This is a genomic window from Pseudomonas sp. LA5, assembly GCF_028640825.1.
Classification (GTDB): Bacteria; Pseudomonadota; Gammaproteobacteria; order Pseudomonadales; family Pseudomonadaceae; genus Chryseomonas; species Chryseomonas aestiva.
This window is the reverse complement of the sequence record NZ_JAQYZY010000025.1, coordinates 16,865-40,595: the sequence shown is the minus strand read 5'-3', so window position 1 is coordinate 40,595 and position 23,731 is coordinate 16,865. Positions and strand designations below refer to the sequence as shown.

At 66.7% G+C, this 23,731-nt stretch carries 15 protein-coding genes and 1 other RNA gene; 7 read left to right on the top strand and 9 right to left on the bottom strand.

Annotated features, from left to right (window positions below):
* Nucleotides 1–7 precede the first annotated feature (7 nt).
* The 6 genes from efeO (PVZ72_RS06835) to PVZ72_RS06810 all read left to right on the top strand — a co-directional run bounded on the left by efeO (PVZ72_RS06835) (nucleotide 8) and on the right by PVZ72_RS06810 (nucleotide 5,771).
* Nucleotides 8–1,162: an iron uptake system protein EfeO gene (efeO, locus tag PVZ72_RS06835; RefSeq protein ID WP_273861639.1), complete on the top strand. Its 1,155-nt coding sequence runs from the start codon at nucleotides 8–10 to the stop codon at nucleotides 1,160–1,162.
* A complete protein-coding gene (gene efeB / locus PVZ72_RS06830; protein WP_273861515.1) occupies nucleotides 1,159–2,451 on the top strand; it encodes an iron uptake transporter deferrochelatase/peroxidase subunit in 1,293 nt (430 codons plus the stop codon). Before efeO (PVZ72_RS06835) ends, efeB begins: the two co-directional genes overlap by 4 nt.
* A gap of 21 nt (nucleotides 2,452–2,472) precedes the next feature.
* Nucleotides 2,473–3,288, top strand: coding sequence for an iron uptake system protein EfeO (gene efeO, locus PVZ72_RS06825; protein WP_273861514.1), 816 nt, complete (start codon nucleotides 2,473–2,475; stop codon nucleotides 3,286–3,288).
* Between the two features lie 61 nt (nucleotides 3,289–3,349).
* Nucleotides 3,350–3,425: non-coding RNA, sX9 sRNA (locus tag PVZ72_RS06820), on the top strand.
* Nucleotides 3,426–3,628: 203 nt separating this feature from the next.
* Nucleotides 3,629–5,287, top strand: coding sequence for a nitrite/sulfite reductase (locus PVZ72_RS06815; RefSeq protein WP_273861513.1), 1,659 nt, complete (start codon nucleotides 3,629–3,631; stop codon nucleotides 5,285–5,287).
* Complete coding sequence (locus tag PVZ72_RS06810) at nucleotides 5,271–5,771, top strand: DUF934 domain-containing protein (protein ID WP_133863093.1); 501 nt, start codon at nucleotides 5,271–5,273, stop codon at nucleotides 5,769–5,771. Before PVZ72_RS06815 ends, PVZ72_RS06810 begins: the two co-directional genes overlap by 17 nt.
* 58 nt (nucleotides 5,772–5,829) lie before the next feature.
* Here the strand turns inward: PVZ72_RS06810 and PVZ72_RS06805 are convergent, their stop codons facing one another.
* Together PVZ72_RS06805 and sohB are read right to left on the bottom strand one after the other, a co-directional pair.
* Nucleotides 5,830–6,822 carry a YhdH/YhfP family quinone oxidoreductase gene (locus tag PVZ72_RS06805; RefSeq protein WP_273807310.1) on the bottom strand — a complete coding sequence of 331 codons (993 nt, stop codon included), beginning with the start codon at nucleotides 6,820–6,822 and terminating at the stop codon, nucleotides 5,830–5,832.
* Between the two features lie 49 nt (nucleotides 6,823–6,871).
* Nucleotides 6,872–7,897 carry a protease SohB gene (sohB, locus tag PVZ72_RS06800; RefSeq protein ID WP_273861512.1) on the bottom strand — a complete coding sequence of 342 codons (1,026 nt, stop codon included), beginning with the start codon at nucleotides 7,895–7,897 and terminating at the stop codon, nucleotides 6,872–6,874.
* A 259-nt stretch (nucleotides 7,898–8,156) separates the two neighbouring features.
* On the opposite strand from sohB, the gene PVZ72_RS06795 reads away from it, so the two are divergent.
* Nucleotides 8,157–8,468 carry an SCP2 sterol-binding domain-containing protein gene (locus tag PVZ72_RS06795; RefSeq protein WP_017640561.1) on the top strand — a complete coding sequence of 104 codons (312 nt, stop codon included), beginning with the start codon at nucleotides 8,157–8,159 and terminating at the stop codon, nucleotides 8,466–8,468.
* A 51-nt stretch (nucleotides 8,469–8,519) separates the two neighbouring features.
* On the opposite strand, the gene PVZ72_RS06790 is transcribed toward PVZ72_RS06795, so the two are convergent.
* The 7 genes from PVZ72_RS06790 to PVZ72_RS06760 form a co-directional block, all read right to left on the bottom strand.
* Nucleotides 8,520–10,001, bottom strand: coding sequence for an efflux transporter outer membrane subunit (locus PVZ72_RS06790; protein WP_273861511.1), 1,482 nt, complete (start codon nucleotides 9,999–10,001; stop codon nucleotides 8,520–8,522).
* A complete protein-coding gene (locus PVZ72_RS06785) occupies nucleotides 9,998–13,108 on the bottom strand; it encodes an efflux RND transporter permease subunit (RefSeq protein ID WP_273861510.1) in 3,111 nt (1,036 codons plus the stop codon). The genes PVZ72_RS06790 and PVZ72_RS06785 overlap by 4 nt, the downstream gene beginning before the upstream one ends.
* 1 nt (nucleotide 13,109) lies before the next feature.
* Nucleotides 13,110–16,241, bottom strand: coding sequence for a multidrug efflux RND transporter permease subunit (locus PVZ72_RS06780; protein WP_273861509.1), 3,132 nt, complete (start codon nucleotides 16,239–16,241; stop codon nucleotides 13,110–13,112).
* A gap of 9 nt (nucleotides 16,242–16,250) precedes the next feature.
* Nucleotides 16,251–17,486 (bottom strand): MdtA/MuxA family multidrug efflux RND transporter periplasmic adaptor subunit, encoded by a 1,236-nt coding sequence (locus PVZ72_RS06775; RefSeq protein WP_133863099.1) that lies wholly within the window; start codon nucleotides 17,484–17,486, stop codon nucleotides 16,251–16,253.
* A gap of 158 nt (nucleotides 17,487–17,644) precedes the next feature.
* Complete coding sequence (gene tpx / locus PVZ72_RS06770; protein WP_273861508.1) at nucleotides 17,645–18,145, bottom strand: thiol peroxidase; 501 nt, start codon at nucleotides 18,143–18,145, stop codon at nucleotides 17,645–17,647.
* Nucleotides 18,146–18,224: 79 nt separating this feature from the next.
* A complete protein-coding gene (locus tag PVZ72_RS06765) occupies nucleotides 18,225–21,905 on the bottom strand; it encodes a translocation/assembly module TamB domain-containing protein (RefSeq protein WP_273861507.1) in 3,681 nt (1,226 codons plus the stop codon).
* Entirely contained in the window at nucleotides 21,902–23,635 is a 1,734-nt protein-coding gene (locus PVZ72_RS06760) for an autotransporter assembly complex protein TamA (protein ID WP_273861506.1), read from the bottom strand. Before PVZ72_RS06760 ends, PVZ72_RS06765 begins: the two co-directional genes overlap by 4 nt.
* Nucleotides 23,636–23,731: the final 96 nt, after the last annotated feature.

Sequence of the window (23,731 nt, the reverse complement as noted above, 5' to 3'; positions counted from 1 at the left end):
CACGGCCATGCGCCTGGCCGTGATCGGCTCGGCAACCCTGCTGATCGCCGCGGCCGCCGCCTTCTATTACGCCTCGCGCTCCGCAGGCGAGCGTCACGCCACCGTGGCCGACGGCGAAATCAAGGTCGATATCCTGGCCAATCGCTGCGAGCCCAACGCCCTGGAAGTGCCTGCCGGGCCGGCGCGCTTTCGTATCGTCAACCGCTCGGATCGGGCGGTGGAGTGGGAAATCCTCGATGGCGTCCTGGTGGTCGAGGAGCGCGAGAACATCGCCCCCGGTCTCAGCCAGGTCATCAATGCCACCCTGGCACCTGGCGACTACGCCATCACCTGCGGTCTGCTGAGCAATCCTCGGGGCACGCTGAAGGTACTCCCGACCGCCGCCTCGGAAGCCGCCAGCAAGGCCGGCCCGACCCTGACCCAGTTCGTCGGTCCGCTGTCGGAATACCGCGTCTACCTGAATCAGCAGAGCCGCCTCTTGCTGCAGGGCCTCACTACCCTCCAGCAGGCCCTGGCCGCGGGCGACCTGGCGCAGGCGCGCGCCGCCTATGCCGCCGCCCGCCTGCCCTACCAGCGCCTGGCGGCGACCGCGCAGCGCTTCGCCGAACTGGACAATCGCCTCAATGCCCGCGCCGACTACTACGAAAAGCGCGAACAGGATCCGGCCTTCGGCGGCTTCCATCGTCTTGAACAAGGCCTCTTCGCCGGCAACAGCACCCGGGACCTGGAACCCGTTGCTGCCCGCCTGCAACAGGACGCCGCCGCCCTGCGCGATGCCCTGCTTGGCCAGTCGCTGCCGCCCGAGCAACTCAGCGGCAACGCCGCACGCCTGCTGCACAACCTGGCCAACACCCGGATCTCGGGCGAGGAAGAACGCTACAGCCAGCTCGTGCTGCCCGGCTTTGCCGCCAATCTGGACGGCACGCGCAAGGTGATCGAGTTGCTGCGCCCGCTGCTCGGCAAGGGGCATCCCGAGCTGCAGCAAAGCCTGGATACCCAGGCCGACGCCCTGGCCGCGGCCCTGGGCGATGTTCAGCGTCCCTACTCTTCCCTTTCCCCTGACGACCGCCAGCGCATCGCCGCCGCGGCCCAGGCCCTGGCCGACTCCCTCGACCAAGTCGCCCCGGCCCTGGGCCTGGCCGCGACCAAGACCACGCCATGAAGAAGTCCGCTCCCGATCAGCCCAATATCGACCGTCGCCGCCTGCTGGGTGGCCTCGGCGCCGCCAGCGTGGCCCTGGCCGGTGCCGGGCTCTGCCCGATGCACGCCCGGGCGGCCAGCACCGCCGAGGTGACCCGTGCCCCCGGCAGCGCCAATACCCACCAGCGCCAGGCGTTCCTTGGCCAGCACCAGAGCGGCATCGTCACCCCACGGCCGGCGGCGGGGATGATCGTGGCCTTCGATGTGCTGGCCAGCGACCGCGAGGACCTGGAACGCCTGCTGCGGACCCTCGACGAGCGCATCCGCTTTCTCATGCAGGGCGGTCCGGTGCCGGAGGTCGATCCCAGATTGCCACCGCTGGATTCCGGCATCCTCGGTCCGGTGGTGACGCCGGACAACCTCACCATCACCGTCTCGGTGGGCGAGTCGCTGTTCGATGACCGTTTCGGCCTGAGCGCGGTAAAGCCGCGCCAGCTGCAGCGCATGACCGGCTTTCCCAACGACGCCCTGGAAGCGGACTGCTGCCACGGCGATCTCTGCCTGCAGTTCTGCGCCAATACCCCGGACACCAATATCCACGCCCTGCGCGACCTCCTGAAGAATCTGCCCGACCTGCTGGCGATCCGCTGGAAGCAGGAAGGCAGCGTGCCGGTGCAGGATCCGCCACCCGGGCAACCGGCGGAAAGCGCGCGCAACTTCCTCGGCTTTCGCGACGGCTCGGCCAACCCCGATTCCACCAACGCCCAGGCGATGGACCGGATCGTCTGGGTCCAGCCCGGCAGCGGCGAGCCCGCCTGGGCCGCCCAGGGCAGCTACCAGGCGGTGCGCATCATCCGCAATTTCGTCGAGCGCTGGGATCGCACCCCGCTGCAGGAGCAGGAAGCCATCTTCGGGCGGCGCAAGGCCAGTGGCGCGCCCATGGCCGGCGGTCACGAGACCGATGTGCCGGATTACGCCAGCGATCCCAAGGGCAAGGTCACGCCGCTGGACGCCCATATCCGCCTGGCCAATCCCCGTACCCCGGAGAGCCAGCGCAACCTGATCCTGCGCCGCCCCTTCAACTACTCCAATGGCGTGCGCAAGAACGGCCAGCTCGACATGGGCCTGCTGTTCATCGCCTACCAGGCCGATCTGGAGCAGGGCTTCATCGCCGTACAGAAACGCCTGGATGGCGAGCCCCTGGAGGAATACATCAAGCCCATCGGCGGCGGTTACTTCTTCGTCCTGCCGGGGATCACCGATGCCAAGGACTATCTCGGCCGCAGCCTGCTGGCCGCCGCATCGCTTTAAAACCTCGACAGGAGAAGTCGAATGAAACGCTCGTTCCTCGCCGCTGCCCTCAGTCTGGCCCTCGCCACGCCGGCCTTCGCTGCCAACTCGCCGCTGGATCTGGTCGGCCCCATCTCCGACTACAAGATCTATGTCACCGACAACCTGGCCAAGCTCACCGAGCAGACCCAGGCCTTCACCGCGGCGGTCAAGCGCGGCGACCTGGCCACCGCGCGCAGGCTCTATGCCCTGACGCGGGTCTCCTACGAGCAGGTCGAGCCCATCGCCGAACTCTTCAGCGACCTCGACGCCGCCATCGACTCCCGCGAAGACGACCACGAGCAGGGGGTCAAATCCGAGGACTTCACCGGCTTCCATCGCCTGGAGCACGCCCTCTTTACCCAGAACACCACCGAAGGCCAGGGTCCCCTCGCCGAAAAGCTGCTGGCAGACGTCAAGGACCTGCAGGCCCGCGTCGATGGCCTGACCTTCCCGCCGGAAAAGGTGGTGGGTGGCGCCGCGGCGCTGATGGAGGAAGTGGCGGCGACCAAGGTGTCGGGCGAGGAAGAGCGCTATAGCCACACCGACCTCTATGACTTCCAGGCCAACGTCGATGGCGCCAAGAAGATCGTCGACCTGTTCCGCCCGCAGATCGAGAAGCAGGACCAGGCCTTCGTCGCCAAGGTCGACAAGAACTTCGCCACGGTCGACAGGATCCTGGCCAAGTACAAGACCAAGGACGGCGGCTTCGAGACCTACGACAAGGTCAGCGAGCGTGATCGCAAGGCCCTGGTCGGTCCGGTCAACACCCTGGCGGAAGATCTCTCCACCCTGCGCGGCAAGCTGGGCCTGAACTAACCGCGGCTGCTAAAACTACTGCGCGTCCGCCAAACGGGCGCGTGCAGTGCTCGGAATCCTCATGTACCGCTCGTACACTCCGGTTCCTGCGCGCCGCGCGCACCCGCCTGACAGCCGCTCGCTACGTTTTATCAACCACGGTATTCATAAGTGGTATCCGGCGCCGCCCACCCTGCTCTCGCTTATCGCCGGAATAGATTTATATATAAAGAAACATCGCTTTTAAGCATATAGACCTGCTGCTATCGTGCACGGCCTAGAAAAGTCTCCAGAGCACCCCAGGGGTGCCCAGGACTTCGATCACGCGCAGCCGTGCGCGCCGCCTGACAGCAGGATGACCATGTACGTTTACGATCAGTACGATCAGCGGATCGTCGAAGAGCGTGTCGCCCAGTTTCGCGACCAGACCCGCCGCTTCCTGGCCGGAGAGCTGGGTGGCGAAGAATACCGCCCGCTGCGCCTGCAGAACGGTCTCTACATCCAGCGCTACGCGCCCATGCTGCGGGTCGCGGTGCCCTACGGCCTGCTGAACACTACCCAGGTGCGCAAGCTGGCGCAGATCGCCCGTGACTACGACAAGGGCTACGCCCACATCAGTACCCGGCAGAACTTCCAGTTCAACTGGCCGGAGCTGGAAGACGTCCCCGAGATCCTCGCCGAGCTGGCCACCGTGCAGATGCACGCCATCCAGACCAGCGGCAACTGCATCCGCAACACCACCACCGACCAGTTCGCCGGCGTCGCCCATGACGAACTGATCGATCCGCGCCCCTGGTGCGAGATCATCCGCCAGTGGTCGACCTTCCACCCCGAATTCGCCTTCCTGCCGCGCAAGTTCAAGATCGCCGTCAACGGCGCCGCCCTGGATCGCGCCGCCATCGAGGTGCACGACATCGGCCTGGAAGCGGTGCGTAACGAGGCCGGTGAGCTGGGCTTCCGCGTGCTGGTCGGCGGCGGCCAGGGCCGTACTCCCCACACCGGTGAATTCATCCGTGAATTCCTGCCCTGGCAGCACCTGCTCAGCTACCTGGAAGCCACCCTGCGGGTCTACAACCGCTACGGCCGCCGCGACAACAAGTTCAAGGCGCGCATCAAGATCCTGGTCAAGGCGCTGGGTGCCGACGCCTTCGCCGAAAAGGTCGAGGCCGAGTGGGCCCACCTCAAGGACGGCCCCGTCACCCTGACCGACGCCGAGGTCGCGCGGGTCTCCGCCTTCTTCGTCGATCCGCCCTATGCCGAGCTGCAGGACCAGGACGCCGCCCTCGCCCGCCTGGACGCCGAGCACCCCGGTTTCTCCCGCTGGCGCCAGCGCAACACCTTCCGCCACAAGCGTCCGGGCTATGTCGCCGTGACGCTGTCGCTCAAGCCCACCGGCGTCGCGCCGGGGGACGTGACCGATCTCCAGCTGGACGCCATGGCCGAGCTGGCCGATCGCTACAGCTTCGGCGAGCTGCGCACCTCGCACCAGCAGAACGTCATCTTCGCCGACGTCCGTCAGGACCAGCTGCTGGAGCTCTGGCACGAGTTGCGCGAGCATGGCTTCGCCACCCCCAACATCGGCCTGCTGACCGACATGATCTGCTGCCCGGGCGGTGATTTCTGCTCCCTGGCCAACGCCAAGTCGATCCCCATCGCCGAAGCCATCCAGCGCCGTTTCGACGACCTGGACTACCTGTTCGACATCGGCGAGCTGGACCTCAACATCTCCGGTTGCATGAACGCCTGCGGTCATCACCACGTCGGCCACATCGGCATCCTCGGCGTGGACAAGAAGGGCGAGGAGTTCTACCAGGTGTCCCTGGGCGGCGACGCCGGCCGTGACGCCACCCTGGCCAAGATCCTCGGCCCCTCCTTCGCCCAGGACCAGATGCCCGAGGTGATCGGCAAGCTGATCAACGTCTACGTCGAGCGACGCACCGAAGACGAGCGCTTCATCGACACCTACCGCCGTATCGGTATCGACCCCTTCAAGGAGCGCGTCTATGCAAAGAATCATTAAGGGCGACCAGCTGGTCACCGACAACTGGCATCTGCTGCCCAAGGACGTCGCCTTGGCAGACGTCCCCAACAGCGACGACGTGATCATCCCGGCCGCCCTGTGGCTGGAGCACGGCCATGCCCTCACCTGCCGCGATGGCAAGCTGGGCATCTGGCTGGACAGCGATGAAGAGCCGGAGAGCATTGCCGGCGACCTCGCGCACTTCGCCCTGATCGCCATCAACTTCCCGGCCTTCGTCGACGGGCGTGGCTATTCCTATGCCCGCCTGCTGCGCGAACGCTTCGGCTGGACCGGCGAGCTGCGCGCCATCGGCGATGTCCTGCAGGACCAGCTGTTCTTCCTCAAGCGTTGCGGCTTCGATGCCTACGTGGTCCGTGCCGACCGCGATCCGGAAGCGGCCCTGGCCGGTCTGCGCGACTTCAGCGTGACCTATCAGGGCGCGGTCGACCAGGCCGAGCCGCTGTTCCGCCGCCGCCAGGCCTGATCGCCGCGGACGCAAAAGAAAACCCGCCGCGGCGGGTTTCTTTTTGTCTGGCCTTCGCTCAACCGAGATCGACCACCACACGCCCCACCATCTTGCCCGCCAGGATCTGACTGATGGTGTCGGGCAGTTCGGCAAGGCCGACCTCGCGGGTCAGGCTGTCCAGGTCGTCCAGCTTCCACTGCACCGAAAGCTTGTCCCAGAGCGCGGCCTTGGCCATCAGTGGCAACTCGACAGAATCCACGCCCAGCAGATTCACCCCGCGCAGGATGAAGGGAAAGACCCCGGCGGCGAAGGTGGTGCCGGCGGTCATGCCGCAACAGGCCACGCTGCCGCCGTATTCCAGCGACTTGATGACGTTGAAGAGGATGTCGCCGCCGACGGTATCCACCGCCCCGGCCCACTGCTGGTCCAGTAGCGGCTTGCCGACGCCATCGGCCAGGGTGGCACGGTCGAGGATCTGCCGGGCACCCAGCCGATGCAGCCACTCCGCGCGCTCCAGCTTGGCCGTGGACGCCGCCACGTGATAGCCCAGGCGTGCCAGCAACTTGACCGCCAGACTGCCCACGCCACCACTGGCACCGGTGACCAGCACGGTACCGGCTTCAGGGGTCAGGCCCATCTGTTCGAGCTTCTCGACGCACAGCGCCGCGGTGAGCCCCGCGGTGCCCAGCACCATGGCTTCACGCAGGCCGAGATTGTCCGGGCGGCGGATCACCCAGGCGGCCGGCACCCGGATGTACTGGCCGAAGCCGCCGGGAGTGCTCATGCCCAGGTCGTAGCCCGTGACCAGGACCTCATCGCCCACGGCGAATTCGCCAGCGCTGGAGTGCTCCACCACCCCGGCAGCGTCGATACCCGGGGTATGGGGATAGCGCCGGGTCACGCCGCGGTTGCCGATGGCCGACAGGGCGTCCTTGTAGTTGAGCGAGGAGTAGCGCACCCGGATCAGCACCTCGCCCGCGGGCAGGTCGTCCAGGCTGCGCGTCACCACCTCTTGCCGGAAAGCACCATGGGCCCCTTCCGTCACCCAGAGCGCCTGAAAATTGCTCATCGCATAACCTCCATTGGAGTCTTGTTATGGGCCGTCAGTCCCTTGGACCTCAGCGCCAGCGGGTCGACTCGGCCAGGCGCTCACACCAGGTGCTCACCAGACGATCGACCCCGAGGCTCGCGGCCATGCCCAGGCGCTCGGGCAACGACTTCTTCTCGACGAAGCGCAGCGAAAAGACTTCGACCACCTGGGCCCGTTCGGCCAGGTATTCGTCACTGGTGCGCAGCTCGTCCACCAGTTGCTTGCCCAGCGCGGCCTGGCCGAGCCAGACCTCGCCGGTGGCGACCTCGTCGATATTGAGCTGCGGCCGGTAGTGGGCGACGAAATTCTTGAACAGCACATGGGTAGTATCCAGATCGTGCTGGAATTTTTCCTTGCCCTTCTCGTCGTTCTCGCCGAACACCGTAACGGTGCGCTTGTACTGGCCGGCGGTGAAGACCTCGAAGTCCACGTCATGCTTCTTCAGCAGGCGGTGGACATTGGGCAACTGGGCGACCACACCGATGGAGCCGAGGATGGCGAAGGGCGCACAGAGGATACGGTCGCCGATGCAGGCCATCATGTAACCGCCACTGGCCGCTACCTTGTCGACGCAGATGGTCAGGGGAATTCCCGCCTGGCGGATGCGCGCCAGCTGCGAGGCGGCCAGGCCATAGCTGTGCACCAGGCCACCGCCGCTTTCCAGCCGCACCACTACCTCGTCCTTGGGCGTCGCCAGGGTCAGGACGGCGGTGATCTCGTTGCGCAGGTGTTCGTTGGCCGTGGCCTTGATGTCGCCATGGAAATCGAGCACATAGACCCGCGACTTGCCGGTCTCGCTCTTGCGCTTGGTCTTCTCGGCCTTGGTCTCGCGCTTGCGCAGGGCCTTGAAGGCTTCCTTGCCCAGCACGCTCTGCTGCAACCTCAGCCGCAGATCGCGATAGAAGTCATTGAGCTTCTGTACCTGCAACTGGCCAGCGGAGCTGCGCCGGTTGCGGCCGCGGACGGCGACGGTGAACAGCAGCACGGCGATGATGGCGACCACCACGGTGACGGTTTTGGCCAGGAAACTGGCATAGTCGGCAAGAAACTCCACGGACTCTCCTAGGATGGCGGCAGCAGTGCCCTGCCCAGCATACCGAGTCGCCCGACTGATAGAAACTCGGCGACTCACGGGCGGTCTTCCGGCACCCGCTAGCCATTGGCGGCCATCGGGCCGTGCGCACGTACCCGCCTTTCAAACAAGCGTATGAATATCCGTTGACAGGCCTCCTGCCGCCCCCTACCCTCGGTCGAGTGCCCTGCCCCTCCCGCCGGAGTGGGCCTCATCGAAAAAGACCACAAGGACCCTCGCCATGAGCGCAGCCGAAGCCATCGCCACCCTGAAGAGCAAGTTCGACCCCTCCGCCGCGGCCGGCCTGGATCTCACCTATCAATTCGACGTCGAGGGCGGTGACAACTACTACGTGGTCGTCAAGGACGGCACCTGTGACGTCCAGCAAGGCGACGCCGCCGACCCGGATTGCACCCTGATCATGGACCAGGACACCCTGGCTGGCATCGTCAGCGGCGAAACCGACGGCATGCAGGCCTTCATGTCCGGCAAACTGCGCGTCGAAGGCAACATGATGCTGAGCATGAAGCTGGGCGAACTCTTCCCCAACTAAGCGCCAGTCATGAAAAAGCCGGGCAATCGCCCGGCTTTTTTGTGCCCGAAGTCAGGGTCGCTGCGGCGGCGCCGGTGGGGTGACGTTGCCATCCCAACCACCGCCAAGCGCGGCGATCAGCTGGACGCTGGCACTCAGGCGGCTGCCCAGCAGGGTCAGGTTGGTGCGTTCGTTGCTCAGTGCGGTGGTCTGCAGGGTGACCACGTCGAGATAGCCGATCAGCCCGGCCTGGTACTGGTTCTCGGCCAGTTGCAGGGCGCGGCGCGCGGCATCCAGGGCCTCCTGGCGCACGCCGGCTTCGTCGCCGTAGGTGCGCAGCTGCACCAGATAGTCCTCCACCTCGCGGAAGCCATCGAGCACGGTCTGGCGATAACCGGCGACGCTGGCGTCGTAGCTGGCTTCGGCCGACTCCACCTGCGCGCGGCGCAGGCCACCATCGAACAGCGACAGGGCAAAGGATGGCCCGATCGACCAGAAGCGATTCGGCGTGCTGATCAGATTGCCCCACTGGCTGGCACTGTAGCCACCGCTGGCACTCAGGGTCAGGTCCGGGTAGTAGGCCGCTTCGGCGACGCCGATGGCGGCATTGGCGGCCATGACCTGGCGCTCGGCCTGGGCGATGTCCGGACGCCGCTCCAGCAGGGTCGAGGGCACGGCGCTCGGCAGCGGCGGCAATTCGGGAACTGTCTTGACCGCGCCCAGCTGGAAATTGGCCGGGACTTCGCCGACCAGCACCGCGATGGCGTTTTCCAGCTGGGCACGCTGGTACCTGAGGTCGATGGCGTCGGCCTGGGTGCTCTTCAGCTGGGTGGTCGCCTGGGCCACATCCGCCGGCGTGACGATGCCGGCGCGGTACTGGTTCTGGGTCAGGCGCAGGGATCGCTCGTAGGCGGACACGGTGGCGTCGAGCAACCGCTGCTGGGCGTCCAGCACCCGTAACTGCAAATAGTTGGTCGCCAGTTGCGTCTGCAGACTCAGGCGGGTGGCCGCCAGCTCCGCAGCGCTGGCCTGGGCGGAAGCCCGATCCGCCTCCACCTGGCGCCTTACGCGCCCCCAGAGATCCAGCTCCCAGCTCACCCCCAGGCTGGCGTCGTAGGCGTTGCTGATGGTGCTGGTGCCACCGCTGCTGAAGGTGCTGCTGGTGCCATTGGAGTTGCGGATGACGGTGTTGCTGCCCGAACCGCCCCCGCGCCCGGAGCGGGTGGCGCCCAGGCTGCTGGACAGGGTCGGGAACAACGCGGCCCGCGCCTGACTGACCAGGGCCAGGGATTGCCGATAGGTCGCCTCGGCCTGGGCCAGGCTCTGGTTGCGCTGGTTCAGCTGGACCATCAGGCGATCCAGGGTCGGATCATCGTAGCGGCGCCACCAGTCGCCACGGACCTCCAGATCCCTGGGCGCGGCGGCCAGCCAGCCCTCGGCATGACGGTAGGCGACCGGCACCGCAGTGGTCGGCCGCTGGTAATCCGGGCCCAGGGTACAGCCGGCCAGTAGCAGAGCCAGGGTCAGCGTCGGCAGGCGCAGGGTTGGAGTCATAGCGGCGTATCCAGGGCAGCGTCGGTACGGATGCCGCGCCAGCGATTGACGCGGCGGCGCAGGCGTTCGAAATAGAGATAGACCACCGGGGTGGTGTAGAGGGTGAGGATCTGGCTCAAGACCAGGCCACCGACGATCACCAGGCCCAGTGGCTGGCGCATCTCGGCGCCTTCGGTATTGCCGATCAATAGCGGTACGGCACCGAGGATGGCGGCCATGGTGGTCATCAGGATGGGCCTCAGGCGCAACAGACAGGCCTGGCGAATGCCCTCCTCGGGCGTCAGTCCCTGCTGGCGCTCCAGCTGCAGGGCCAGATCCACCATCATGATGGCATTCTTCTTCACCACCCCGATCAGCAGGAACAGGCCGAGCATGGAAATCAGGCTGAACTGGCCACCGGTGAGCTGGATGGCGAGCAAGGCCCCTACCCCGGCCGACGGTAGCGTCGAGAGGATGGTCAGGGGATGCACGTAGCTCTCGTAGAGCACGCCTAGGACGATATAGACCAGCACCAGGGCGCCGAGAATCATCAGCGGTTGCCCCGACACCGTGCTGGCGAAGATGTTGGCGGATCCGCCCAGGCGACCCTGGACATCGGTCGGCAAGCCGATGGCCGCCACCGCGCGCTGTACCGCCCGGGTCGCCTGTTCCAGGCTGACGTCCGGCGCCAGGTCGAAGTTGATGCTCTCCGAGGCGAACTGGCCATCGTGGGTAACCCGGTCCTCGGCGAGGCTGTTGGTGTAGTAGGCGAAGGCCGACAGCGGGACCTGGGCGCCGCTGCTGGTGATGACCCGCACCTGCTCGAGGACGGTCGGATCCTGGGCATAGCGCGGATTGATCTCCATCACCACCTTGTACTGGTTGAGCGGCTCGTAGATGGTCGAGATCTGCCGCTGGGCGAAGGAGTTGTTGAGCACCGCAGCGACGGTCTCCATGTCCACGCCGAGGCGCTTGGCCTTCTCGCGGTCGATCTGCAGGGTGATCTGCTGGGTGCTGCCTTCGCGGCCGTCCACCGCGGTCAGCTCCGGCAGCGCCTTGAGTGCGGCCAATACCTTGGGTTGCCAGGTTTCCAGCAGCCCGACGTCGCCCGAGAGCAGGTTGTACTCATAGGACGAGGTGCTCTGCTGACGACCGCCGAATCTCAGGTCCTGGTCGGCCATGAGGAACAGCTGGGCGCCCGGCACCTTGGGCGCGTTGGCGCGGATGCGCTCGATGACCTTTTGCGCATCCAGCTGGCGCTCGGCGATGGGCTTGAGGCGAATCAGCATCACCGCGTTGTTCACCCCACTGCCGGAGCCGGAACTGCCGACGAAGCCGGAGGCGCTGGCCACCGCCGGATCGGCCAGCAGCGACTTGCGCAGGATCTCGATCTTCGGCTGCATGACCTGGAACGACAGCGCATTGTCGCCGCGGATGAAACCGATCAGCTGGCCGGTGTCCTGCTGCGGCATGAAGGTCTTGGGCACCACCACATAGAGCAGCACGTTGAGCGCTATGGTCGCGATCAGACTCAGCAGGGTCAGCCGCCGATGACGCAGGGCCCAGCCGAGGCTGCGGTCGTAGCCGGCCACCAGCCGGCGATGGGCCCGCTCGCTGAAACGCTGCAGGCGGCTTTCGGTGGCGGGATCGTGGGGCCTGAGCCAGCGCGCGCAGAGCATGGGCGTAAGCGTGAGAGACACCACCAGCGACACCAGGATGGCGGCGGCCAGGGTCAGGGAAAATTCGCGGAACAGCTTTTCGACGATACCGCCGATGAAGAGGATGGCGACGAAGACGGCCACCAGGGAAACGTTCATCGACAACAGCGTGAAGCCCACCTCGCGGGTGCCCTGGTAGGCCGCCTTGAGCGGCGCCATGCCGTTATCGATGTGCCGGGCGATGTTCTCCAGTACCACGATGGCATCGTCCACCACCAGCCCGGCGGCCAGGATCAGGGCCATCAGCGACAGGGTATTGAGCGAGAAGCCGAGCAGGTACATGACGGCGAAGGTACCTACCAGGGAGATGGGCACCGCCAGGGCCGGGATCACCGCGCTGCGCAGCCGGCCGAGGAACAGCCAGACCACGCCGATCACCAGGAAGACGGCGATGATCAGCGTCAGTTCGGCTTCATGCAGGGTGGCCTTGATCACCCCGGATCTGTCCATGGCCACTTCCAGGCGCGCGCTGGCCGGGACGATGGCCTCCAGCGCCGGCAGGCGCGCCTTGAGCGCGGCGATGGTCTCGATGATGTTGGCATTGGCCTGCCGATTGACCACCAGCAGCACGGCGCTCTGGTCGTTGTAGAAGCCGGCGTTGTAGCGGTCTTCCACGGCATCGCTGACCTTGGCGACATCGCGCAGGCGCAACGTCGCGCCATCCTGGTAGCGGATGATCAGGGGCGCATAGTCGGCGGCCTTGAACAGCTGGTCGTTGGCCTGGATCTGCCAATTGTGTTCGTCATTGGCCACCGCGCCCTTGGGGCGGCGCTGGTTGGCACTGTTGATGGCGGTACGGACGTCGTCCAGCGCCAGCCCGTAATGCTCCAGCTGGCGCGGTTCCAGCTCGATGCGCACCGCCGGCAGGGAGCTGCCACCGATCTGCACCTCGCCCACGCCGCTGACCTGGGACAGGCTCTGGGCCAGCACCGTGGACGCCAGGTCGTAGAGCTCGCCCTTGCTCAGGGTCTTGGAGGTCAGCGAGAACACCATGATGGGTGCCTGGGACGGATTGACCTTGCGATAGCGTGGCATCTGGCGCATGCCGCTCGGCAGCAGGTTGCGCGAGGCATTGATGGCCGCCTGCACCTCGCGGGCGGCGGTGTTGACGTTCTTGTCCAGATCGAACTGGATGATGATCTGCGTCGAGCCCTGGCTGCTGCGGCTGGTCATGGAGCTGATGCCGGCGATGGTGCCCAGGGAACGCTCCAGCGGTGTGGCGACGCTGGAGGCCATCACCTGGGGACTGGCCCCGGACAGGGTCGCCGAGACCGTGATGGTGGGAAAGTCCATCTGCGGCAGGGGCGCCACCGGCAACAGCCGGAAGGCGATGGCGCCCAGCAGCAGCAACGCCAGGCTCAGCAGCAGGGTCGCGACCGGCCGGGCGATGAAGGGCGCCGAGAGATTCACCTCAGACCGCCCTGCGTCGACCCAGGCGCTCGCCCAGGCTGTCGAAGGCCAGGTAGATCACCGGGGTGGTGAACAGCGTCAGCACCTGGCTGACCAGCAGGCCGCCGACCATCACCAGGCCCAGCGGCTGGCGCAACTCGGCGCCGGCGCCGGTGGCCAGCATCAGCGGCACCGCGCCGAACAGCGCCGCCAGGGTGGTCATGAGGATCGGCCGGAATCGCAGCAGCGCCGCCTGGTAGATGGCCTCCTCCGGCTGCAGTCCCTGGTGGCGTTCGGCATCGAGGGCGAAGTCGATCATCATGATGGCGTTCTTCTTGACGATGCCGATCAGCAGGATGATGCCGATCACCGCGATCAGGCCGAGGTCATTGCCGGTGAGCAGCAGCGCCAGCAGCGCGCCGATGGCCGCCGAGGGCAGCGTCGAGAGGATGGTCAGCGGATGGATGAAGCTCTCATAGAGCACCCCCAGGACGATATACATCACCACCACCGCCGCCAGGATCAAGAGCAGGGTACTGGACAGCGACGCCTGGAAGGCCGCTGCCGCGCCCTGGTAATGGGTATTGATGCCTACCGGCAGGCCGATCTCCTGCTTGGCCGCGTCGATGGCCGCCACCGCGGCGCCCAGGGAAACGCCGCTGGCCAGGTTGAACGACAGGGTCACCGCCGGGAACTGGCTCAGGTGATTGATCACCAGCCGGGTCGGCCGCTGCTCCATCTTCACCAGGCTGGACAGCCGCACCGGGGCGCGACTGGTGTCCGTGGTGGTCTCGGTGTTGGTGGCCGTACCGGTGCCGCTGCTGCCGCTGGACGAGGAGCCACTGCCCGCCTTCACCCAGACCTGGCTGAGGGCATCCGGTCCCAGGCTGTCGGCGGCGGCGCTGGCCAGCACCACCCGGTACTGGTTGGCCTGGGTATAGATGGTCGAGATCTGCCGCTGACCGAGGGCGTCATAGAGGGCATCGGTAATGGCCGAGACCTGTACGCCGAGCCGCGCCGCGGCGTCGCGGTCGATGGTCAGGTACAGCTGCAGCCCCTTGTTCTGCAGGTCGCTGGTGACATCGGTGAGTTCCGGGCGCTCGTGCAACGCCTCGATCAGGCGCGGCACCCAGGTGTCGAGCAGGCTGGCGTCGGGCGAGTCCAGGCTCAGCTGGTACTGGGTCCGGCTGACCCGGTCCTCGACACTGAGGTCCTGCACCGGCTGCATGTAGAGGGTGATGCCCACCACCTTGGCGACTGCGGGACGCAGCCGGTCGATGACCTCCTGGGCGGTGACGTCGCGCTCGCCCTGCGGCTTGAGGTTGATCTGCAGGCGACCGCTGTTGAGGGTGACGTTGTCACCGTCGACGCCGATGTAGGAGGACAGACTCGCCACCGCCGGGTCCTGCAGCACCACCTCGGCCAGTGCCTGCTGGCGCTCGCTCATGCCGCGGAAGGAGATCGACTGGGGCGCCTCGGTGATGCCCTGGATGGAGCCGGTGTCCTGGGCCGGAAAGAAGCCCTTGGGCACCAGCAGGTAGAGCACCGCGGTGAGCACGAAGGTCGCCACCGCCAGCAGCAGCATCAGCGCCCGGTGCGCCAGCGACCAGCGCAGCGCGCGGCCATAGCCGGCGATCAGCCGCTCCAGCCAGACCAGTTGGTGCTCGCCCGCCTCCTCGCGCTTGAGCAGCCGCGCGCACATCATCGGTGTCAGGGTAAGGGAGATCACCAGGGAGATGAGGATGGCCACCGCCAGGGTGATGGCGAATTCACGGAACAGCCGGCCGACCACGTCCTGCATGAACAGCAGCGGGATGAGCACCGCGATCAGCGAAACGGTCAGGGACACCAGGGTGAAACCGATCTGGCGGGCGCCCTTGAGCGCCGCTTCCATGGGTGTGGCGCCCTCTTCCAGATGCCGGGAGATGTTTTCCAGCATGACGATGGCATCGTCGACGACGAAGCCGGTGGCGATGGTCAGGGCCATCAGCGACAGGTTGTTCAGCGAGAAGCCGGCCAGGTACATGGCGCCGAAGGTGCCGATCAGCGACAGCGGCACCGTGACCGAGGGAATCAGGGTGGCGCTGAACCGGCGCAGGAAGACGAAGGTGACCATCACCACCAGTCCTACCGCCAGCAGCATCTCGTACTGGACGTCGGTGACCGCGGCGCGGATGGTCTCGGTACGGTCGCTGAGCACGGCGATGTCGAGACCGGCCGGCAGGCTTTCCCTGAGGCTGGGCAGGAGCGCCTGGATGCGATCCACGGTCTGGATGACGTTGGCACCCGGCTGGCGCTGGACGTTGACCAGGATGGCACCGCTGCGATTGGCCCAGGCAGCCAGGCGGTCGTTTTCCGCACCCTGGGCGATGGTGGCCACGTCACCCAGGCGCAGGGCGCCGTTGTCGGCGTAGTTGAGGATCAGGTCGCCATAGGCCTTGGGATCGCGCAACTGGTCGTTGGCGTCCAGGGTGGCGACCCGGGTGGGGCCGTCGAAGCTGCCCTTGGGCTGGTTGGTGTTCTCGCTGGTGACCAGGCTGCGCACATCGGCCAGGGTCAGGTTGTGGGCCGCGAGCTTGTCCGGATCGACCTGGATGCGCACCGCCGGGCGCTGGCCGCCGGCGAGGCTGACCATACCGACCCCGGTCACCTGGGCGAGCTTCTGCGCCATGCGGGTGTCGACCAGGTCGTAGAGCGTGGGCAGCGGCAGCGTCCTGGAGCTGATCGCCAGGGTGACGATAGGCGTATCGGCCGGATTGACCTTGTTGTACACCGGTGGTGCCGGCAGATCGTTGGGCAGCAGGTTGTTGGCCGCATTGATCGCGGCCTGGACTTCCTGTTCGGCGACCGACAGGTCCAGTTCCAGGTTGAATCTGAGGGTGATGACCGAGGCACCACCAGAGCTGGTGGAGGCCATCTGCGACAGGCCCGGCATCTGGCCGAACTGACGCTCCAGCGGCGCGGTGACGGCGCTGGTCATGACATCGGGGCTGGCACCGGGATAGAGGGTGAGCACGCGGATGGTGGGATAGTCCACCTGCGGCAAGGCCGCCACCGGCAGCAGACGATAGGCCAGCAGACCGGCGATGAGCAGCGCCACCATCAACAGGGTGGTGGCGACCGGGCGCAGGATGAAGGGGCGCGAGATATCCATCGCGGCCGATCAGCCCTGGGTCTTGCCGGGCTTGCGTACCGCCGGCTTGGCCGGTTCGCTGGGCGCCGCCGAAGCCCCGGTGACCACCTCCACCTCGTTGCCCTCGCGCAGCCGATCGGTGCCTTCGGTCACCACCCGGTCGCCAGCGGCCAGGCCTTCGGTAACCACGGTCAGGCTGCCGTCATCCGGGCCCAGCTTGAGGCTGCGCACCTGGATCTTGTTGTCGGGCCCCACCACGTAGGCGAAGGTGCCATTGGAGCCGAACTGGATGGCTGCCGAAGGCACCACCAGCGCCTGGTCCAGCACCTGTTCGCGCACCCGTACGGTCACGAACTGATTGGGGAACAGCGCCTCGTCGCCGTTGGCGAAGCGGGCGCGGAACTTGAGGGTGCCGGTGGCGGTGTCGATCTGGTTATCGAAGCTCTGCAGGGTGCCATCGGCGACCTTGCGCGAGCCACCGCGATCCCAGGCTTCGACCGCCAGGGTCTGGCCGGCGCGGGCGCGCTTGAGCAGCTCGCCGAGCTGGCTTTCCGGCAGGGTGAAGACCACCGAGATCGGCTGGGTCTGGGTGATCACGGCCACCACGGTGCTGTCGTTGGCGGACAGCAGGTTGCCGCCGTCGAGCTGGCGCAGGCCGACGCGCCCGGCGATGGGCGCCTTGATCTGGGTGAAGGCCAGATTCAGCTTGGCATCGGCCACCGCCGCCTGGCTGTTCTTGAGGGTGCCGCGGTACTGGTTGACCAGGGCTTCCTGGGTATCCAGCGTCTGTTTGGCGATGCTGTCTTCACGGAACAGACCCTGGTAGCGCTTGAGGTCCAGCTCGGCATTGCGCAGCTGCGCCTGATTCTGCTGCAGGGTGCCTTCGGCCTGCTGCAGCGCCACCTGATAGGGTCGTGGATCTATGGTGGCCAACAGGTCGCCGGCCTTGACCTTCTGGCCTTCGTCGAAGGCGACGCGTACCAGCTCGCCGGCGACCCGGGTGCGCACATTGACGGTATTGAGGGCCGTCACCGTACCGATGGACTTGCGCACGATGGGAAAGCTGCGCTGCTCCACCGCCACCACCCGTACCGGAGTCGGACCGGTCATGCCGAAGGGCGAGCGCGCGCCCTTGCCGGCGGCGGCCTCGCCCTTCTGTCCGTGCTGGTGATACCAATACCAGCCACCCGCGGCCGCCAGCGCCACGAGGACGAGCAGCCAGACCAGTCGGCGACGGGAGGAAGAGCGAGGCGAAGAGTCGGACATCGAGAATACGTACACGCTGGGAAAGACGGAAGATAAGCAGTAGCGAGACGGCTAACCAGCCCCTTTACTGCGTTTTTACCTAAAGCAAAACGGGCAGGCACGAGAGGCGCCTGCCCGTTTCGAAGCACCCACCGCACTGGGCGTTGGGTCGTCGGCGATCAGCCGAGAACGGCGAGTGCCGCCGCGTAATCCGGCTCCTGGCCGATCTCGGGCACCAGCTCGCTGTGCAGCACCTTGTCCTGCTCGTCCAGCACGACCACGGCGCGGGCGGCCAGGCCTTGCAGCGGACCACTGGCCAGGGCGACGCCATAGTCCTGGAGGAATTCGGCACCACGCAGGGTGGAGAGGTTCACGACCTTCTCCAGGCCTTCAGCGCCGCAGAAACGCTTCTGGGCGAACGGCAGGTCGGCGGAGATGCACAGCACCACGGTGTTATCCAGCTTGTCGACTTCGGAGTTGAACTTGCGTACCGAGGTCGCGCAGGTCGGGGTATCGACGCTGGGGAAGATGTTGAGCACCTTGCGCTTGCCGGCGAGGCTGGCCAGGGTGACGTCCTGCAGATCACCATTGACCAGGCTGAAGGCCGGGGCCTGTTGCCCAGGCTGCGGCAGGCTGCCTTGCACGTCGACCGGGTTGCCACGCAAATTGACGGTTGCCATGAACTGCTCCTTTCTCATGAGACGGGACAGGGAGTAAACACGTTTTCCGCAGGCGATCAAAGCGTTACGCGCCCCGGCTTCAAAAATCGCGGCGATAGAAGAAATCCAGGGAATTGGCGAGACCGCTGGCGATCTCCAGATAGAGCCGCCGGGTGAGCTGGTAGCGCAGGGCGACGGTGTTCGCCGAAGCGAACACCCCGACCCCATAACGCACCGACAGCCTGTCGGTCAGGTTGCCCGAGGCCACCACGCTGGTCTTGTCCCCCGAACCCGCCGTATCCAGCTGGAAGTTCTGGATGCCCAACCGCTGCGCCAGGGCACCCGCGGTGCCGGAACTGCCGGCCAGGCCCAGGGCCAGCGCCGCCTGGCCGAGCACGTTGTTGTCCCCTTCGCTGCCGCTGGACAGCGGGCGGCCCAGGACCAGGTAGGCCAGCGCCTGCTCCTGGCTCATGCTCGGCTCGGAAAACACCTCGATACGGGGCTGCTGGGCAAAGCCCGAGAGCCGCAGGCCCGCGGTGACATTTTTCTCCTGCACCACCCGCACGGCTTCCACGTCGATATAGGGCTGGGCGATGGGGCCCTGGAAGAACAGCCGGGCGCGTCTCATGGTCAGGCGCTGGCCGTAGGCGTTGTAGCGTCCGTTGCGTAGATTCAGCTCGCCGCGGGTGTCGAGATTGTCGCCGATATGCACCTTGCCGACGATTTCGGCGGACAGGCCGAAGGCATCGAAGGTGAGCTTGTCGGAACCGACCAGCACATCGACGTCCATGGCGATCTGCATCGGCTGCTGCCTGGCGGGCGCTTCCTGGCCGACGATGACCGCATCGTCCGACACCTTGACCGTGGACGGCGGCAGCTGCTGGACCCGGATGCGCCCGCGCGGCACCCGCACCTCGCCGGCCAGGGCCAGACGACCATCCTTCATCAGGATCTTGAGATTGGGCGCCACTTCCAGCTGGGCATAGGGCTCGACGTTGACCGGCAGCCTGTCGCCGGTGACCGCCACGTTGACGTCCAGGCCATTGGCCCAGCCGACGCTGCCCCGGATCTGGCCACGCCCCGGGGGTCCGCTGCGCCAGCCGCCATCGAGCACGGCGCTATCGCCCTGGATGCGGGCGGTCAGACCGAGATCCTGCAGGCGCGTTGGCACGCTGCCACCGCCGATGTCGCCACCGCTGAGCTGGAGCTGACCATTGACACGCGGTTGCAGCAGCGTCCCTCCCAGTTCGCCGGCGCCATTGATCTTGCCTTCGAGGTGTTCGATGCCTTCGACAAAGGCCTTGCCCAGGGCCAGATTCAGGCCCTGCAACTGGAAACGACCGGTCAGTGCCTGGCTCGGATCACGGGGATCCAGCCGGGCCTGGACGTCGAGCCGGCCCAGATCGGCACTGGCCAGGTGCACCTGGGTGTCGACCTGCTGCGGCTTCAGGGCGCTGGTGACGTCCAGGCTGTCGTAGCTGAAGGTCTGCCACTGACCGGCAGTGTCGCGCAGCCTGAGGCTGCCGCGCCCGGCCTGGAGGCGGATTTCGCCATCGGGTCCGGCCTTGGGCAGGCGCAGGTCGACGTCGCCGTCGAGGGTGCCTTGCCAGGCCAGCTCCGGCGGTAGCAGCGGTTGCAGACTGGCGAGCGGGAAGGCGCGCAGGTGCCAGGCGAGGCGGGTATCGGGTAGCAGTTGCTGATCGTCGCCACAGAGGCTGGCCGCACCGGAACGCCAGCAGTGGCGGCCCAGCTCCAGGCGCCCGTCGACCAGGCGCTCGATGCGTGCCGGACTCTGCAGCGACCAGTTCTGGCCACTGGCGGCGACCGAGCCACGCGCCAGCTGACCCTTCCAGTCCCCGTTGTCGGCCAGCGTGCCACCTGCTGCGAGCATCAGGTTCAGTTGCGACCCCTTAAGCGAGAGATCCGCCTGCTGCTGACGACGATCACCCTGCCCCTGCAGGCGCAGGACACCGAAATCACGACCAGCGGCCTGCAGCCCCTGGGCGGTAAGGTCCAGGGTGCCGCGTTGGCGATCATCCAGGTTGGCGGCCAGCGCGAGGCTGCTGATGCGGTTGTCGGCATAGGCCAGCTGGCGACCGTTGAGGCGCAACTGACCGGCAGGGGCCTTGAGGGTCCCGGCCACGTCCAGGCGGCCCTGGGCGCTTCCGGAAAGGTCGGGCCAGAGCTGGGCCAGGCGGCGCAGGTCCAGCTGGAGCTGACCTCGCAGACGCTGGTCGAGGGCGCCCTGCCCCTGAATCCGATTGTCACCCAGGCGAATGTCGAGCTCGGATACCTGCCACTGCTCGCCGGCGCCCTTGGCCTTGGCCGCCAGCACGGCCGGCTGGTTGCGCAGTCGACCCTTGAGGTCCAGATCGGCATCCAGCTGCAGGCGCCCATCCTTGAAGGCGCCCGAACTGCGCAGCGGACCGCCCAGGCTGCCGGGCAGCTGGGCTACCCAGAAGGCCGGATCGAGGCGGCTCAGGTCCAGGGCCACCTGCCAGCTGACGCCGTCGGTGAAGCCCAGATTGACCTTGCCCTGCGCCCGCCCCTGGCCAGCCTGGAGATCCAGCGATGGCAGATTGAGCTGGGTGGTGTCGCCACTGAAGGGGGTGGCCAGGGTGAAGGCGCCGGCCGGGCCGGTGGCGGCGGCCTTGAGATTGCCCAGGTAGGCGCCGTCCCGGTAGGCCACCTCGCCTTGCAGGCGCTGCAGACTCACCGGTGGCTCCGCCATGGGATACAGCCGCCGCCAGGGGAAATCACGCCAATCCAGCGTGGCATCGGCGGCCAGTCCCTGGTGCCAGTCGACCTGTCCGGCCAGTGCCACGCGCTGTTCGGGCGCGGCCTGCAAGCGCAGCGCCGCGATCCGCGCGCCCTGGGCATCGACGCGGCCATCCAGATTCAGCTCCACCGGACCGCCCTTGCCCGGCAACCGGGCCTGGCCGACCAGGGCGTAGCCCGCGGCCAGGTCGCCCCGTGCGGTCAGCTTGAGATCGTTGAGCCGCAGGGTATCGGGCAGGCTGGCGGCCGCCTTGAAGCCATCGGCCACCAGCTGCAGGTCGGCCGGGACGTTTTCCACCAGCGGCTGCACCGTGCCGGTCAGGCGTCCGGGCAGATAGCCGCTGCTGTCAGCCTCCAGCTGCAAGGTCTTCTGCAATTCACCGTCCAGCTTGAGCGCCAGCGACCAGGGCGCGGCCTCCGGCGCGGGCAGACCCAGGGTGCCCTGCAACTGCAGCGGCCAGGCGCCACTCGGTTGCAGCTGGCCATGGATATCCAGGGTGATGCCGTGGGCCAGGCCGGCCAGCCGCTCGATGACGATGCCCTCAGCCTGCCAGCGCGCCTGGAGTGCCAGGTCGCGAGCCTGTTCGGCGCCGTTGTAGCGGATTTCGCCGATTCGCACCTCGCCCAGCTGCACCCCCAGCGGCAAGCCGAGGCTGGGCAACTGGATGGGCCCGTTTTGCTCGGGCGTAGGCTCGGGACTGGGCGCCTGGTCGATGGCGATGCGCGAAGCGACCAAGGTATCGATGCACAGCTGCAATCTGAGCAGGCAGCCGGGTCGCCAGGCGAATTCGGGCGCCTCGACCGTCACCCGGGTAGCACCACCGTCCCACACCAGCTGCCGGGCTTGCCAGTGGCCACCGAGGCGACCCTGGAAATCGCTTAGGGTCAGACCAGGAACGTGATCCAGCACCAGGCGGCCGATACTGCCGTTACCCAGCATCAGGGCCAGGGCGCCCAGCAGGGCCGCCAGTACACCGAGGATGACACCGCCTACCGACTTCACAGCTCAGGCCCTATGGAAAAGTGCAGGCGGATGCCGCCGGGTTCGTCGAGACCGTGGGCCAGGTCCACACGGATCGGTCCTACCGGCGAGACCCAGCGCACGCCCACGCCGACGCTGGTCTTGAGTTCGTAGTTGTTGAGGTCGTTGAAGGCGCTGCCCTGGTCGATGAAGGTCGCCAGGCGCCATTTGTCCCGCAGGGGATACTGGTATTCGACCCCACCGGCGACCAGGTAGCGACCGCCCACGTAGTCGCCCTCATCGTTTTCCGGCGACAGGGTCTGGTAGTCGTAGCCGCGAACGCTCTGATCGCCGCCGGCGAAGAAGCGCAGCGACGGCGGGACCTTGTTGTAGCCGTTGGTGAAGTTGCCACCCAGTTGCAGGCGCCCGAGAAAGCGGTGCCCGTCGCCCACGGTGATCAGCCCACGGGCCAGCGCCGTGGCGTGGATCATGTTGGCATCCGAGAGCAGTCCTTCCTTCGCCGCCGACATGCCGAATTGCAGGCGGTAGCCGCGATTGGGGTCGATGCGGTTGTCGCTGCGCAGCAGGGAGAAATCCACCCCGGGCATCACCAGATTGGAGGTGCCTTCGTCATTACCCAGCCGATAGCTTTCGTTGCGCCACTTGAGCGAGAGCACCCGCTCCCAGCCGTTGGGAAACTTGCGATGCCACTCGGGGCCCACGGTCAGCAACTGGCTGAGGGAGTCGTCGTTGGCGATCTGCTCGTACTGGTAGCCGCCAGCGAAGCGGAACTTGTCATTGATCGGGTCCTGCCCGGGAATGTCGTACCAGGTGGCAATGCTCTGGCGTGGCGCCGACAACTCCGCTTCCGCACCCAGGCTGTGCCCCTGGGGATTGAGCCAGTGGTTTTCCCAGGTGAATCTCAGCCGTGGGCCGACATCGGTGGAATAGCCGGGGCCGAAGCCGAAGGTCCGTGGCTTGCGGGTCCGCAGCGTGACCGTCACCGGCACCTCGGCGGCGCCTTCCTGCTTGGGATAGGTGTCGAGCCGTGCGCCATCGAAGAAGCCGCTGGCCAGCAGGTTGCTCTGGAAGTCGGCGATCAGCTCGGAATCGTAGGGCGTGCCCTGGGCGAAAGGCACCATGCGCTGGAGCAGATCGGGATCGAAGGGCGCATCCCCTTCGAAGGACACCTTGCCAAGGACAAAGCGTGGCCCGCTGGCGAACACCAGGGCGATATCGGCAAAGCCGGTGGCGGGATCGATACGCAGCTGATGCTGGGTGAAGGTGCCACGAAAGAAGCCATACCGCTGCGCCTGGTTCTGGATCAGGCTCTTGGCGTCTTCGTAGAGACCCTGGTTCAGCGGCTGGCCCGCCTTGAGCCCGGCCGGAACCGGCTGGCGAAAGGCGCGCAACTCGCGCGCCGGACCTTCGATGCGGATATCGACGTTGCGCAGCCTGACCGGCTCGCCCGGGCGTACCTCGACCACCAGCCGTGGCGTCTCCCCCGGCTCGACCCGGGTCTCGATCTGCGCGTGGTAGTAGCCGAGTGCCTGAGCGGCCTGTTCGGCCTGCCGTTCCGTCGCCGGACGCAGGCGCTGCAGCCCGGCGACATCCCGTCCCTCGACCGAGCCGATATAGGCCTGGATGTTGTCTCGCAACGCGTTGTTGGCGGGTTGGACGCGAACGCTGACTTCGGCCGGTGCCGCCCAGGCCACGCCGTGCAGACAACAAATTCCAATCAGGGCGCGGCGTAGAGCGTTCGGCTTATTCATACAGGGATGCTAACGGGCGTTGCGCTGTGAGACAAACGGGAGTGGCCAGGGTTCGCCAGGTGGCCGTTTCGGCAAGAAGCTTTCTGCTAGGCTAGG